The 13,982-nt window shown below is 64.3% G+C and carries 13 protein-coding genes; 4 read left to right on the forward strand and 9 right to left on the reverse strand.

Going from position 1 to position 13,982, the window contains the following annotated elements; all coding sequences use genetic code 11:
* Nucleotides 1-9: 9 nt before the first annotated feature.
* Nucleotides 10-1,101: a succinyl-diaminopimelate desuccinylase gene (dapE, locus tag MUG94_RS13085; RefSeq protein WP_227906507.1), complete on the reverse strand. Its 1,092-nt coding sequence runs from the start codon at nucleotides 1,099-1,101 to the stop codon at nucleotides 10-12.
* Between the two features lie 88 nt (nucleotides 1,102-1,189).
* On the opposite strand from dapE, the gene dapD reads away from it, so the two are divergent.
* From dapD to galE, 3 genes are read left to right on the forward strand one after another with little or no spacing between them, the layout of a single operon-like run.
* Nucleotides 1,190-2,170, forward strand: a complete 981-nt coding sequence (gene dapD, locus MUG94_RS13090; protein WP_227906509.1) for a 2,3,4,5-tetrahydropyridine-2,6-dicarboxylate N-succinyltransferase — start codon at nucleotides 1,190-1,192, stop codon at nucleotides 2,168-2,170.
* An 11-nt stretch (nucleotides 2,171-2,181) separates the two neighbouring features.
* Nucleotides 2,182-3,054: a hypothetical protein gene (locus tag MUG94_RS13095; RefSeq protein ID WP_227906511.1), complete on the forward strand. Its 873-nt coding sequence runs from the start codon at nucleotides 2,182-2,184 to the stop codon at nucleotides 3,052-3,054.
* Between the two features lie 36 nt (nucleotides 3,055-3,090).
* Nucleotides 3,091-4,107 carry a UDP-glucose 4-epimerase GalE gene (gene galE / locus MUG94_RS13100; protein ID WP_227906513.1) on the forward strand — a complete coding sequence of 339 codons (1,017 nt, stop codon included), beginning with the start codon at nucleotides 3,091-3,093 and terminating at the stop codon, nucleotides 4,105-4,107.
* A gap of 89 nt (nucleotides 4,108-4,196) precedes the next feature.
* Here galE and MUG94_RS13105 read toward each other — a convergent pair whose 3' ends face one another.
* The 3 genes from MUG94_RS13105 to fdxA form a co-directional block, all read right to left on the reverse strand.
* The gene (locus tag MUG94_RS13105) at nucleotides 4,197-5,489 is read right to left on the reverse strand and encodes a citrate synthase (RefSeq protein ID WP_227906515.1); all 1,293 of its coding nucleotides are present in this window, start codon (nucleotides 5,487-5,489) and stop codon (nucleotides 4,197-4,199) included.
* Between the two features lie 180 nt (nucleotides 5,490-5,669).
* Complete coding sequence (gene dapC / locus MUG94_RS13110; RefSeq protein WP_227906517.1) at nucleotides 5,670-6,860, reverse strand: succinyldiaminopimelate transaminase; 1,191 nt, start codon at nucleotides 6,858-6,860, stop codon at nucleotides 5,670-5,672.
* Nucleotides 6,857-7,183 carry a ferredoxin gene (fdxA, locus tag MUG94_RS13115; protein WP_104052634.1) on the reverse strand — a complete coding sequence of 109 codons (327 nt, stop codon included), beginning with the start codon at nucleotides 7,181-7,183 and terminating at the stop codon, nucleotides 6,857-6,859. Before fdxA ends, dapC begins: the two co-directional genes overlap by 4 nt.
* Before the next feature lie 120 nt (nucleotides 7,184-7,303).
* Between fdxA and MUG94_RS13120 the strand changes: the two genes are divergently transcribed.
* Entirely contained in the window at nucleotides 7,304-7,537 is a 234-nt protein-coding gene (locus MUG94_RS13120) for a putative acetyltransferase (protein ID WP_227892217.1), read from the forward strand.
* Between the two features lie 101 nt (nucleotides 7,538-7,638).
* On the opposite strand, the gene MUG94_RS13125 is transcribed toward MUG94_RS13120, so the two are convergent.
* The 5 genes from MUG94_RS13125 to MUG94_RS13145 form a co-directional block, all read right to left on the reverse strand.
* The gene (locus MUG94_RS13125) at nucleotides 7,639-8,034 is read right to left on the reverse strand and encodes a hypothetical protein (protein ID WP_227892218.1); all 396 of its coding nucleotides are present in this window, start codon (nucleotides 8,032-8,034) and stop codon (nucleotides 7,639-7,641) included.
* Between the two features lie 55 nt (nucleotides 8,035-8,089).
* Nucleotides 8,090-10,012 (reverse strand): translational GTPase TypA, encoded by a 1,923-nt coding sequence (gene typA, locus MUG94_RS13130; protein ID WP_104052637.1) that lies wholly within the window; start codon nucleotides 10,010-10,012, stop codon nucleotides 8,090-8,092.
* 287 nt (nucleotides 10,013-10,299) lie between these two features.
* Complete coding sequence (locus MUG94_RS13135; protein ID WP_227906519.1) at nucleotides 10,300-12,009, reverse strand: ABC transporter ATP-binding protein; 1,710 nt, start codon at nucleotides 12,007-12,009, stop codon at nucleotides 10,300-10,302.
* Between the two features lie 14 nt (nucleotides 12,010-12,023).
* Nucleotides 12,024-13,016, reverse strand: a complete 993-nt coding sequence (locus tag MUG94_RS13140; RefSeq protein WP_227892220.1) for an ABC transporter permease — start codon at nucleotides 13,014-13,016, stop codon at nucleotides 12,024-12,026.
* Nucleotides 13,009-13,935 (reverse strand): ABC transporter permease, encoded by a 927-nt coding sequence (locus tag MUG94_RS13145; RefSeq protein WP_104101493.1) that lies wholly within the window; start codon nucleotides 13,933-13,935, stop codon nucleotides 13,009-13,011. The genes MUG94_RS13140 and MUG94_RS13145 overlap by 8 nt, the downstream gene beginning before the upstream one ends.
* Between the last annotated feature and the right edge of the window lie 47 nt (nucleotides 13,936-13,982).

Consider the following 13,982-nt stretch of genomic DNA (forward strand, 5'->3'; position numbering starts at 1 on the left):
GTGGCTGTGTCAGCTCAGCCAGGTCCGCAGCGCAGCCAGGCAGGCCCGCACGGCATCCGCCTCGACATGTTCGTTGTCCGTGTGCGCCAGCAGGGCGTCCCCCGGACCGAAGTTCACGGCCGGAATACCCAGGGCACTGAAACGGGCAACGTCGGTCCAGCCGTACTTGGGCTTGGGTTCCTGCCCGACGACGGCGACAAAGCTCGCCGCGGCGGGCTGGTCCAGTCCAGGACGGGCACCGGCGGCGGCATCCGTGCGGACCAGATCGAATCCGGACAGCAGGTTCCGGACGTAGGCCTCGGCTTCTTCCACCGATTTGTCCGGGGCGAAGCGGTAGTTGATTTCAACCGTGGCGGCATCGGGAATCACATTGCCGGCGGTGCCGCCCCAGATCTTCACGGCGTTCAGCGACTCCCGGTAGTCGAGTCCCTCGACAGAGACGGTGGCCGGTTCATGATCGCGCAGCCGCGTCAGGATTTCCGCTGCCGCGTGGATGGCGTTCTCCCCCATCCAGGCGCGGGCGGAATGTGCGGCCCGGCCGGCGGTGGTGGCGTGGAAGCGCATGGTTCCGTTGCAGCCGCCCTCCACCGTTCCGTTGGTGGGTTCCAGCAGCACGGCGAAGTCAGCCTCCAACCAGTCCGGAAAGCTCTCCTGCAGCCGGCCCAGCCCGGACAGCGACGCTTCGACTTCCTCGTGGTCGTAAAAGACGTATGTTACGTCCCGTGTCGGGGTGGCCAGCTCGGCTGCCAGTGCCAGCTGCACGGCCACCCCGCCCTTCATATCCGTGGCTCCGCGGCCGTACAGCACTTCGCCGTCCCAGGATGAGGGAACGGTTCCGCGCGAGCCCGGAACGGTGGGCAGGGGAACGGTGTCCAGGTGCCCGGCGAGGATCACCCGTTCGGCGCGGCCCAGTGAGGTGCGCGCAATGATGGAGTCGCCGTCGCGCACCACCTCCAGATGCGGCAGGGTGCGCAGCGCAGCTTCCACCGCGTTGGCCAGCTCCGTCTCGTTGCCGGACACGCTTTCCATGTCCATGAGGTCTGCGGTGAGCAGGGCAACGTCGCGGGTGATGTCCAGGGGGCGGGAGGAGGATGGTGTCATGGTTCCACCCTACCGATCCGTAGGCGGAGGGCAGGAAGCGGGCTGGTCCTCCAGTCTTGGCAGGCTGCCGCTCGGTAGACTTGCAACCATGACTTCAAGCACTTCCTCGCCCACCGCCCGCATCGCTTCAGGCCTTGGCCTGGCGACCATCACCGACGACGGCACGGTGTTGGATGTTTGGTATCCGCAGCCGGTGCTCGATGCACTGGACGCAGCCGGTTCGGCTGACGCCAACTCCCCCGGCGCCGAGCTCGAAGCCGCCGCAAACGCCATGGTTGATCCGATACGCGGCACGCACGGCGCAGTTCTTCGCACCGAGATCGACCTCGATGCCGCCCCGGCGGATACCGCCGATGCGTACCTGCGCCTGCATCTGCTCTCCACCCGCCTTGCCGCACCCAACACACTGAACCTGGACGGCATCTTCGGCAAGCTGCCCAACGTCGTCTGGACCAACTTCGGACCGTGCGCGGTTGAGGGCTTTGAGGCAGTCCGCCTGCGGCTGCGGGCGCGCGGCCCCGTCACCGTGTACGGCGTGGACAAGTTCCCCCGGATGACGGACTACGTTGTTCCCTCCGGTGTGCGGATCGCCGACGCCGGCCGCGTCCGGCTGGGCGCCCACCTGGCCGAAGGCACCACGGTCATGCATGAAGGTTTCGTGAACTTCAACGCCGGCACCCTGGGCGTTTCCATGGTGGAAGGCCGCATCTCCGCCGGTGTGGTGGTGGGCAACGGCACCGATGTGGGCGGCGGCGCTTCCATCATGGGCACGCTCTCCGGCGGCGGCCGGGAGAAAATCGCTCTCGGTGAGCGTGTGCTGCTGGGCGCCAACTCCGGTGTCGGAATCAGCATCGGCAACGAATCGGTCGTGGAAGCCGGTCTCTACGTCACGGCCGGCACCCGGGTGTCCGTGCTGGTCCCCGGCGAGGAGCCGCAGATCGTCAAGGCGGTGGAACTCTCCGGCGTCCCGAACCTGCTCTTCCGCCGCAACTCCACCACCGGCGCAGTGGAAGCCCTTGCCCGCAGCGGGGCAAGCGTGGAACTTAACGCTGCCCTGCACGCCAACTAGCACTCCAGCCCTTGGCTTCCGACACCCGCGGCCGGCGCAGCACCGGATTCCTTCCGGTGCTGCTGCTGGTGGTGCTCTTCCTCGCGGCGGTCACCGTATACGCCGTGTCCGTGCTCCGGGAGCCGGGAGACAAGGGCCCCGCACCCGCCGCCTGCACGGCAACGGCGGACGGGGTTGACTACCGTCTGACGCCCGGCCGGACCTCTACGGCTGCCCTGATCGCCGGAATCTCGGTCCGACGGGGCATGCCGGCGCGTGCAGCCTCCATTGCCGTGGCCACAGCCATCCAGGAATCCGGGCTGCGGAACCTCAACTATGGGGATGACGCCGGACCGGATTCCCGCGGATTGTTCCAGCAGCGCCCGTCCCAGGGCTGGGGCAGCGAAGAGCAGGTGATGGACCCGGTGTACGCGGCGAATGCCTTCTACGATGCGCTGGAAAAGGTTCCGAATTACGCGGACCTGCCGCTGACGGTGGCGGCCCAGACGGTCCAGCGCAGCGCGTTTCCTGACGCGTACGCCGATCACGAGGCCGAGGCCAAGGCCTTCGCGTCCGCCCTGACCGGGCACTCCCCTGCATCGCTGACCTGCACACTGCCGCCGCCGTCCACCTCGGGCAGCCCGGACGCCGTCCTGGCGGCAATGAGCGCCGTCTACGGTCCGGTGGACGCGACAGTCGAAGGAGACCGCATTACCGTTGCCGGAACCGGAGCCTACGGCTGGTCCCTGGCGCAGTGGGCGGTCGCCAATGCCGAAGCCCTGTCCCTGGACTCCGTGGCCTTCGACGAGCGGCGGTGGACGCGCGCAACCGGTACCTGGGATCCCGCGCCCGCCCAGGGAAGCGCCGTCGTCATAACGGTCCATCGCGCGGCTGAGCAGTCATGAACCCCAGCCCACGGCGGAATCCATTAGTCTGAAAGCATGCGAATACTAGTTACCGGAGGCACGGGATACATCGGATCCCACACGACGCTGGCCCTGCTGGAAGCGGGCCACGACGTAGTGGTCCTGGACAATTTGGCCAATTCGAGCGAGGAATCCCTGAAACGGGTCCAGGAGCTGACCGGACGCAGCGCCGTCTTCGTGCGCGCGGACCTTTTGGACGAGGGCGCTGTTGACAGCGTTTTCGCTGAACACGGGATTGACGCCGTCATCCATTTTGCGGGCCTGAAGGCCGTGGGCGAATCTGTGGCGAAACCGCTGTACTACTACCACAACAACGTGGGCGGCACCCTGAACCTGCTGCGCATGATGGACAAGCACAACGTCCGGACGCTGGTCTTCAGCTCCTCGGCCACGGTGTACGGAGCCAGCGAAGAGGTTCCGCTGACCGAAAAGATGCCCATGGACGCGGTGAATCCCTACGGCCGCACCAAGGAACAGATCGAAGACATCCTCGCGGATCTGGGTGCTGCGGACGGACGCTGGAACATTGCGCTGCTGCGCTACTTCAACCCCGCCGGCGCCCACGAGTCGGGCCGGATCGGCGAGGATCCCACCGGAGTGCCGAACAACCTGCTCCCGTTCGTTGCGCAGGTGGCGGTGGGCCGCCGCGAGAAGGTCATGGTGTTCGGCAACGACTATCCCACGGAGGACGGCACCGGTGTGCGGGACTACATTCATGTGGTGGACCTGGCTGCCGGCCACCTCGCCGCCTTGGAGTACATCTCCGTGAAGTCCGGGGTGCACCGCTGGAATTTGGGCACGGGCAACGGCTCCTCGGTCCTCCAGGTCCTCGCCGCCTTCTCGAAGGCTGCGGGCAAGGACATTCCGTATGAGATCGCTCCGCGCCGTCCCGGCGATGCCGCCGTCAGCTACGCGGATCCCTCAGCGGCGCTGGCAGACCTGGGCTGGTCCGCACACCGCTCTTTGGAGGCCATGTGCGAGGACCACTGGCGCTGGCAGAAGAACAACCCGCAGGGCTACGCCGCGTCCTAGCACCTGACGGACAGACAAAGGGCCCCCGGAATCCTTCACGGATTCCGGGGGCCCTTCTGCGTTGCTGCTCAGCCGCAGGATTTGCGGGCTTAGCGTACGGGGTAGTTGCGCTCCAGGGAGCCGGTGTAAAGCTGGCGCGGACGGCCAATCTTCGTCGCGGGGTCCAGCATCATTTCACGCCACTGGGCAATCCAGCCCGGCAGGCGGCCGATGGCGAACAGCACCGTGAACATCTTCTCCGGGAAGCCCATGGCCTTGTAGATCAGGCCGGTGTAGAAGTCCACGTTCGGGTACAGCTTGCGCTCGATGAAGTAATCATCGGCCAGGGCCTTCTCTTCGAGGCGCATGGCGATGTCCAGCAGCTCGTCGTTGCCGCCAAGCTTGGCCAGGATGTCATGGGCCGTGGACTTGACGATCTTGGCCCGCGGATCGTAGTTCTTGTAGACGCGGTGTCCGAAGCCCATGAGCTTCACGCCGTCTTCCTTGTTCTTGACCTTCTCCATGAAGGTTTCCGGAGCCATGCCCGTGGACTTGATCTCCCGGAGCATGTTCAGCACGGCCTCGTTGGCGCCGCCGTGCAGCGGTCCGGACAGGGCGCTGATCCCGGCGGAAACGGAAGTGAACATGTTGGCACCGGCGCTGCCCACCAGGCGGACGGTGGACGTGGAGCAGTTCTGCTCGTGGTCGGCGTGCAGGACCAGCAGCTGGTCCAGTGCCTTGACCAGGTCCGGATCAATCTCGTACGGCTCGGCCGGGAGGCCAAAGCTCAGCCGCATGAAGTTCTCCACGAGGTTCATGGAGTTGTCCGGGTAGAGCATCGGCTGGCCAAGGCTCTTCTTGTGCGCATAGGCAGCGATGACAGGAAGCTTGGCCATCAGGCGGATGGTGGAGAGTTCCACCTGCTCCTCGTCAAACGGGTCCAGGGAGTCCTGGTAGAAGGTCGACAGGGCGCTCACCGCCGAGGACAGCACCGGCATAGGGTGCGCATCGCGGGGGAACCCGCCGAAGAAGCTCTTGAGATCTTCGTGCAGCAGCGTGTGGCGGCGGATCCGCTGATCGAAGTCTTCCAGCTGGGACGGCGTGGGGAGTTCTCCGTAGATCAGGAGGTAAGACGTCTCCAGGAAACTTGATTGCTTGGCCAGCTGCTCGATCGGGTAGCCGCGGTACCGCAGAATCCCGGCGTCGCCGTCAATGTACGTAATGGCGGACTTCGTGGAAGCAGTATTCATGAAGCCGGGGTCATAGGTGACGGTTCCGGTCTGCTTCAGCAGCTTGGAGACATCAAAGCCCTCGTTGCCTTCCACCGCGCCAACGCGGGGAAGCTCCAGACGGTCTTCGGTGTTTTCCCCATAGTGCAGCTGTGCACTGGGACGCTCAGTCATTAAGTCTCCTTCAGGAGTTTGCAGAAACCAGAGCTATGGGTCCCGTTTCTTCCGGGGCACCCATAGTGTCAATTCCGCTGGATCTATTTAGGCAAAACGCTACCCTTTAGCCGGGCTTTAGGACTAATCGAGGGCCGGGTTGTTGTTGAAGAGATACATACAGCGGATCCGGCCCCCGGGTTATTCGGCGGATTCTCCGGCTGCTTGTCCGGCTGCTTGTCCGGCGGCCGCAGTCAGCCGTTGGGCGGCGGCTGCCACCCGCTCGTCGGAACCGGTCAGTGCAATCCGGACAAAGCCGGCCCCGGCCTCTCCGTAGATGCTTCCCGGCCCGGACACAATGCCCAGCTTCGCCAGCCGCTTCACAGTGGTCCAGGTGTCTTCACCGGCAGTTGCCCACAGGTACAGCCCGGCCTCGGAATGGGAGATCCGGAGCCCGAAGCCTTCCAGCGCGGGAACCAGGAGTTCCCGCCGCGCCCGGTACCGGTCCTTCTGCGCGTCGACGTGCCCGTCATCCCCCAGGGCCGCCTCCATGGCGGCCTGCACGGGTGCGGGCACGATCATGCCGGCATGCTTGCGGCTGTTGATCAGATTGGCAATGATCGCGCTGTCGCCGGCGATAAAAGCGGCACGGTAGCCGGCCATGTTCGACTGCTTGCTCAGCGAATAGACCGAGAGCAGCAAGTCGTTGCTTCCGCCGCTGACGGCGGGATCCAGGATGCTTGGTACGGGCGATCCGCCGAGCGAGGGATCCCAGAGGCCCCAGCCCAGTTCGGCATAGCATTCGTCGGAGGCGACCACGGCTCCGACGGACCGGGCGGAGTCCACCAGGGCGCGCAGCGAGGACGTTGAGCGGACAATGCCGGTGGGGTTGCCGGGCGAGTTGACCCAGACCAGGCGCACCCGGGCGCGGACGTCGTCGTCGAGCTCGTCCAAATTGTCCGCCGCCACCGCCGTGGCACCGGCCAGGACGGCGCCCATGTCGTAGGTGGGATAGGCGACCGTCGGACGGACGACGACGTCGCCCTCCCCCAGCCCCAGCAGCAGTGGCAGCCAGGCCACCAGCTCTTTGGAACCAACGGTGGGCATAATGTCCTGCGGGTCCAGTCCCGGCACGCCGCGGCGGCGTGCGTACCAGGCCGCAATCGCTTCCCGGAGGGACTGTGTGCCGTGGGTGGTGGGATATCCCGGTGCGTCGGCTGCTGCTGCCAGTGCCTCACGGATGACTGCCGGAGTGGGGTCAACCGGTGTTCCGATGGACAGATTTACGGCCCCGTCCGGGTGCTCGGACGCCAGTTTGACGTAGGGAGCCATGGCTTCCCACGGGTATTCCGGGAGGTTCAGTCCAAAGGTGCGGGACGGAGCGGAACTCATGCCTCTTGGTTCTGCGGAGGCAGCACGGCGATGATCGGGTGATCCTTGTGGGTGTTGCCAATCTTGGCAGCCCCGCCCGGGGAGCCGAGGTCATCGAAGAATTCCACGTTGGCCTTGTAGTAGTCGGCCCATTCCTCGGGAGTGTCATCCTCGTAGTAAATGGCTTCGACGGGGCAGACCGGCTCGCAGGCACCGCAGTCCACGCACTCGTCAGGGTGGATGTAGAGGGAGCGTTCACCTTCATAGATGCAGTCCACCGGGCATTCCTCAATACATGCCTTGTCTTTCACATCTACGCATGGCTGCGCAATTACGTACGTCACGTCCCTTGCCTTCCTGATCTGCGGACCGTCCCGGAGGGAGAAATCCACGAAGTGTTGGTTCCACGTTAGTAGCCCGAACCATTATCTCCCAGCCGGACCCTCCCCGCGTACCATTGAACAGTGAACGTTCCGACCCCTGCAGCCGTCCTCCGTGCCCTTCCCGAGGGTGCCCGCGTGGTGGTCCGTTACCGCATCGAGGGCGGTTTCACTGACGTGCTGGGCTATTTGGTGCAGGCAGGGGAAGAGTCCGTGACGGTGTCGGGCCGCCGGGGAAACGTCATTGTTCCCTGTGCCCTGATAACCGCTGCCAAGCAGGTTCCCCCGCCGCCGGAACGCCGTTCACCGAGGAACTGAGCCGAGGCCTGCGTAACGGGGAACTGCCCCCTGGCCCGCCGGCCTTAAACCAAAGAAGACCGCCGTGGTGTCCACGGCGGTCTTCTTTTCGTTGCGTTGAGCTAAGCTGTCGGCTCCGCCGCAGCGCGGCGGGACCTGGCCAGCACACGCGAGGTGATCAGCAGGGCTGCGATGGTCGCCAGCGCCTGCCCGTACAGCCAAATGCGGCCGGCCAGGACAATCCCGGGCTGCTCCTCGAGGATGGTTCCGGTGATGATCAGCGGAGTATCCCAGAGATCGAGCGTGAAGAGCCCCAGCACCACGTAGGCCAAGAGTCCCGCGGCTGCGCTCCACAGCGCCGCACCGGCCCAGAGACCGGCAAACACGGTGGCTGCGCAGCTAAGGATCAACGCAGCGGCAGCTCCCAGTGGCAGGGCTGTGTCTCCGATGTAGAGAATCTGGGCGTGCAGCCCCGTTCCCAGCACGGAGGCCAGCAGACCGCCAAGCACAGCTGCCAAGGGGCCCCGCCAGCGCGGGGCCCGACTCAGCGGCACTGTTGCCGAGCTAATGGGATTAGCTCTTGGCGCGCGCGCGGGTTACCTTGGCACGCTCGGAAGCGCCCAGGACCAGCTTGCGGATGCGGATGGACTCCGGAGTAACTTCCACGCACTCGTCTTCGCGGGCGAATTCGAGGGACTCTTCCAGAGTCAGCTTGCGCGGCGGGGTCAGGTTCTCGAAGGTGTCCGAGGAAGCGGCACGCATGTTGGTGAGCTGCTTTTCCTTGGTGATGTTCACGTCCATGTCATCGGCGCGGGAGTTCTCGCCAACGATCATGCCCTCGTAAACCTCGGAGGTGGGCTCCACGAAGAAGGAACCGCGTTCCTGCAGCTTGATCATCGCGAACGGGGTGACGACGCCGGAGCGGTCAGCGATCAGCGAACCGTTGGTGCGGTACTCGATCGGGCCAACCCAAGGCTCGTAGCCTTCAGCGATGGAGGAGGAGATGCCGGCACCGTGGGTTTCCGTGAGGAACTTGGTGCGGAAGCCGATCAGGCCGCGGGCGGGAACGATGAACTCCATGCGAACCCAGCCGGTGCCGTGGTTGGACATGTTGACCATGCGGCCCTTGCGGACGGCCATCAGCTGAGTGACTGCACCGAGGTATTCCTCGGGTACGTCGATGGTCATGTGCTCCATCGGCTCGCACTTCTTGCCGTCGATCTGCTTGGTGACAACCTGCGGCTTGCCAACGGTCAGTTCGAAGCCTTCGCGGCGCATCTGCTCCACGAGGATGGCCAGGGCGAGCTCTCCGCGGCCCTGGACTTCCCAGGCATCCGGACGCTCGGTCGGAAGGACCTTCAGCGAAACGTTACCGATCAGTTCCTTGTCGAGGCGGTCCTTGACCTGGCGGGCCGTAACCTTGGCGCCCTTCACGCGGCCGGCCAGCGGCGACGTGTTGATACCGATGGTCATGGAGATTGCCGGATCATCGACAGTGATCAGCGGCAGCGGCTTGGGGTTGTCGATGTCGGTGAGGGTTTCACCGATGGTGATGTCCTCGATACCGGCAACGGCAACGATTTCGCCGGGGCCGGCGGATTCGGTCGGAACCCGGTCCAGGGCCTTGGTGGCCAGCAGTTCGGTGATCTTGACGGACTTCATGGTGCCGTCGGCACGGGCCCAGGCAACGGTCTGGCCCTTGTGCAGGGTGCCGTTGAAGATGCGCAGCAGTGCCAGGCGACCCAGGAACGGGGAAGCGTCAAGGTTGGTCACGTGGGCCTGGAGGACACCCTCGGGATCGTAGGTGGGCGCCGGGATGTGGTCGATGATCGTCTGGAACAGCGGTTCCAGGTTGTCGTTGGCCGGAGCGGAGCCGTCAGCCGGCTGTTCCAGGGAAGCAGCGCCGACGCGGGCGGCTGCGTAAACGACCGGAACGTTCAACACCAGGTCCAGGTCCAGGTCCGGAACTTCGTCCGCGAGGTCCGAGGCCAGGCCCAGGAGCAGGTCCATGGCTTCGCTGACGACCTCGTCGATGCGGGAGTCGGGACGGTCGGTCTTGTTGACCAGAAGGATGACGGGCAGCTTGGCGGCCAGCGCCTTGCGCAGCACGAAACGGGTCTGCGGCAGCGGGCCCTCGGAAGCATCAACGAGCAGCACAACGCCGTCCACCATGGACAGGCCGCGCTCAACCTCGCCACCGAAGTCGGCGTGGCCGGGGGTGTCGATCACGTTGATGGTGATGGTTTCACCCTTGGCAGCCGGACCGTTGTAGAACACGGTGGTGTTCTTGGCCAGGATGGTGATGCCCTTTTCGCGCTCCAGGTCACCGGAGTCCATCACGCGTTCTTCCACGTTACCGTGGGCGGCAAACGAGTTCGTCTGCTTCAGCATGGCGTCGACGAGAGTCGTCTTACCGTGGTCAACGTGGGCCACAATCGCAACGTTGCGGAGATCGCTTCGTACTGCGGTGTTTACAGCCGTGTTGGTTTCTGACATGCGTGAGGACTCAATTCATAGGAGATAAGTTCGAAGGTGGTGCACAGTAGCCCAGTCGTGTGACCGGGCTAATCCGGCCGTTCTGTACGAATCCCGCTCTGCACGTATGCTCCGTAAGAATGTACCGAAGGCGCCGCCGTCAGCGGGCACGCTAATATTCTAGTCCGAAGACCATAAGTTCCCTAATGGAGTTCTTTGGCGCCTCGCTGACTGTACCTCGCCAGGCACCGAAGAAGGCAGGCAGCTCAACGCTGCCTGCCTCCTATTTAGGCCGCGTGGCCTAAGCGCTAGGCCACAGCCGGCGGGAGCATCAGCCCGGCACCCGGGATGGCCGCCAGCAGCGCCTTCGTGTATTCCTGCTGCGGATTGTCGAAGACATTGTCGGTGGATCCGGTTTCTACGATCCTGCCCTTTTGCATCACGCAGACCTCGTCCGCGATCTGGCGGACCACGGCCAGGTCATGGGTGATGAACAGGTAGCTCAGTCCCAGTTCGGACTGAAGATCCGAGAGCAGGTTCAGGATTTGCGCCTGGACCAGGACGTCCAGGGCCGAAACAGCCTCATCACAGATGACCACTTCAGGGTCCAGTGCCAGTGCGCGGGCGATAGCCACGCGCTGGCGCTGTCCGCCGGACAGCTCGTTCGGGTAGCGCCGCATCATTGACGCCGGCAGCGAGACCTGGTCCAGCAGCTCCCGGACCTTCTTCTCGCGGCTCTTGGGATTGCCGATCCCGTGGACCCGGAGCGGTTCCTCGATGGTCCGGAAGATGTTGTACATCGGGTCCAGAGATCCGTACGGGTCCTGGAAGATGGGCTGCACACGGCGCCGGAAATCGAACATCTTCCTGCGGTTCAGAGTGGTGATGTCCACTCCGTCGAACAGGATCTGCCCCTCCGTCGCCTTTTCCAGGCCCAGGACCATCCGCGCCACCGTGGATTTGCCGGAGCCGGATTCGCCGACGACGGCGGTGGTGGTGCCGCGCGGAATCGTAAAGGACACGTCGTCGACGGCTTTGAAGTCGGTGGACTTGCCCAGCGCCCCGCGCAGTTTGAACACCTTGGAAAGCTGCTTCACCTCAATGACGTTCTCGGTCTTGACTCCGTCGGGATGTGCCGCGAGGAGTTCCGCCGAGTCATCCAGGCCCAGTGATTTGGCCGTCTCAATCCGCCGGGAGGCGAGCGAGGGCGCGGATTCCACGAGCTTGCGGGTGTACGGGTGCTGCGGGTTGGTGAGGATTTCCAGTGCGGGACCGGATTCCACCACCTGCCCCTTGTACATCACGACAACCTTGTGGGCGCGCTCGGCTGCAAGGCCGAGGTCATGGGTAATCAGCAGGACTGCAGTACCAAGCTCGTCGGTCATGCGGTCCAGATGGTCCAGGATCTGGCGCTGCACGGTGACGTCCAGGGCCGATGTCGGCTCGTCGGCGATGAGCAGCCGCGGCCGGCAGGACAGGCCAATGGCAATCAGCGCACGCTGGCGCATGCCGCCGGAGAACTCGTGCGGGTACTGGTTGGCCCGCTCCGCGGCGTCCGGCAGTCCGGCCTCGCTGAGCACCTGCGCAATATCTTTCGCGGTGTGCGGCAGGCCGTTGGCCTTCAGCGTTTCCTTGACCTGGAAGCCGATCTTCCACACGGGGTTCAGGTTGGACATCGGATCCTGCGGAACCATGCCAATGGAGGAACCGCGCAACTCCACGATGCGCTTTTCGCTCGCATGGGTGATGTCTTCACCGTCAAAGATGATGCTGCCTCCGGAGACTGCACCGTTGGCGGGCAGAAGACCGATGGCGGCCAGCGCCGTCGTCGACTTTCCGGAGCCGGACTCCCCCACGATCGCGACCGTTTCTCCGGGCATGATCGTCAGGTGGGCGTTGCGCACAGCCGGGACGTCGCCGTTGTTCGTCTTGAACGTAATGGCGAGGTCCCGCACTTCGAGCAGCGGCTTGGGCAACCCGTTCAGGGGCTGTGACTGGTCCATGGAATGCGTGGACATGGTTCCATCCTTAGTCATCGCTTACGCGACTTGGGGTCGAGCGCGTCCCGCAGAGCATCACCAAGCATGATGAAGGACAGCACGGTCAGCGACAGTGCAAGTGCCGGCCAGAACAGGGCCATCGGATTGGTGCGCAGGGAGGGCTTCGCGGAGAAAATGTCGTTGCCCCAAGACATGACGTCCGGCGGCAGGCCAATGCCCAGGAAGGACAGTGTCGACTCGGCCACGATGAAGGTGCCCAGCGAAATGGTTGCGATGACGATGACGGGTGCCATCGCATTCGGAATGACGTGCTTGATCAGTGCGGACATCCGTGAGACGCCCAGCGACTGGGCTGCCGTGACGAAGTCCGCGTTGCGTATCTCAAGCACGGCGCCTCGCGTAATGCGGGCAACCTGCGGCCAGCCGAACGTGACCAGGATCAGGACGATGGTCCAGACGTTGCGGTTCTCCCGGAAGAACGGAAGCTGCACCACAACGATGGCGCCAAGGATCATCGGCAGCGCAAAAAAGATGTCGCTGACGCGGGCCAGGATGGCATCCACCCAGCCGCCGAAGAAACCGGCAAGGGCGCCAATGACACCACCGACAACAACCACGCCGAGCGTGGCCAGCAGGCCGACCATCAGCGATGAGCGCGTTCCATAGACCACTCGCGCCAGAACATCGCAGCCCTGCTGGGTAAAGCCGAGCGGGTGGCCCGCAATCGGACCGCCGTCTGAATTGGCCAGCAGGCAGTTGTCGTTGGGCTGTTGGCTAGTGAAGATGCCGGGGAACAGTGCCACGACAATTACGGCCAGAAGCAGCAGGGCGCTGATGATGAACAGCGGCTGCTTGCGCAGGCTGCGCCAGGCTTCGCTCCAGATGCTGCGGGGCGCGCCGTCTGCGGTTGAGCTGTCAACGGGCTGGACCGGAGTTTCCTCCACGTCCGCCACGAAATGCTCGATCGGGTAGGGAGAGACCTTGCCGCGTGAAGCGGGGGTCAGTGCTTTGTCATTCTCAGGCATATCGAATCCTCGGGTCCAGCCACGCGTACAGAAGATCTACCAACAGGTTGGCGAGGCAAAAAATCAGGATCAGCACGGTGACGATGGAGACGACCACCGGAGCTTCACCATTGAGCACGGCGCGGTACAGGGTGTTGCCGACGCCGTTGACGTTGAAGATCCCTTCGGTCACGATCGCGCCGCCCATCAGGGCGCCCAGATCGGCACCCAGGAAAGTGGCAACCGGAATCATGGAGTTGCGGAGAATGTGCACCGTGACGACGCGCGGACGGCTCAGGCCCTTGGCCGTTGCGGTGCGGACATAGTCAGCATTGGCGTTCTCGATCACGCTCGTGCGGGTAAGACGCAGCACGTAGGCGAAGGACACCAGGCCCAGCACAATGGCAGGCAGCAGCAACTCGGTGAAGGACGCGTCACCGCTCACGGTGGGGTTGGTCCAGGCGAGTTTCACGCCAAAGACGAACTGCATCAGGAAGCCGAGCACGAAGATCGGGACGGAAATGACCACCAGGGACACCACGAGAACCGTGGAATCGAAGATCTTGCCCTTGCGCAGGCCGGCGAAGAGGCCGAAGACGATGCCGAAGACGGCTTCGAAGACGAGGGCCATGACAGCCAGCTTTGCGGTGGTCGGGAAGACCTCGGCGATGATGGTGGAGATTTCGCGGCCGGCGAAGTTTGTTCCCAGATCAAAGGTCAGAACGCCCTTGAGGTACAGCAGGTACTGCATCCAGAACGGCTGGTCCAGGTTGTACTGGGCCCGCAGTGACGCTTCGACGGCGGGGGTGCAGCCCTTGTCGCCGCAGATGGCGGCCGTGGCGTCGCCGGGAAGGCTGAAGACCAGGAAGTAGAGAAGCAGAGTGGCGCCCAGGAAAACGGGGATTAGCTGCAGGAAGCGCCGAAGAACGTATCCGGCCATCAGATGTTTGCCTCTGGCACAGTGCGCACACGGGGGCGCTGGGTGGT

This window comes from Arthrobacter gengyunqii (assembly GCF_023022985.1).
Classification (GTDB): domain Bacteria; phylum Actinomycetota; class Actinomycetes; order Actinomycetales; family Micrococcaceae; genus Arthrobacter_B; species Arthrobacter_B gengyunqii.

Bases quoted from the DNA above. Each gene is read 5' to 3' on its own strand.
- dapE (WP_227906507.1), bottom strand. From the start codon at position 1,101: ATGACACCATCCTCCTCCCGCCCCCTGGACATCACCCGCGACGTTGCC.
- dapD (WP_227906509.1), top strand. From the start codon at position 1,190: ATGACTTCAAGCACTTCCTCGCCCACCGCCCGCATCGCTTCAGGCCTT.
- galE (WP_227906513.1), top strand. From the start codon at position 3,091: ATGCGAATACTAGTTACCGGAGGCACGGGATACATCGGATCCCACACG.
- MUG94_RS13105 (WP_227906515.1), bottom strand. From the start codon at position 5,489: ATGACTGAGCGTCCCAGTGCACAGCTGCACTATGGGGAAAACACCGAA.
- dapC (WP_227906517.1), bottom strand. From the start codon at position 6,860: ATGAGTTCCGCTCCGTCCCGCACCTTTGGACTGAACCTCCCGGAATAC.
- typA (WP_104052637.1), bottom strand. From the start codon at position 10,012: ATGTCAGAAACCAACACGGCTGTAAACACCGCAGTACGAAGCGATCTC.
- MUG94_RS13135 (WP_227906519.1), bottom strand. From the start codon at position 12,009: ATGTCCACGCATTCCATGGACCAGTCACAGCCCCTGAACGGGTTGCCC.
- MUG94_RS13140 (WP_227892220.1), bottom strand. From the start codon at position 13,016: ATGCCTGAGAATGACAAAGCACTGACCCCCGCTTCACGCGGCAAGGTC.
- MUG94_RS13145 (WP_104101493.1), bottom strand. From the start codon at position 13,935: ATGGCCGGATACGTTCTTCGGCGCTTCCTGCAGCTAATCCCCGTTTTC.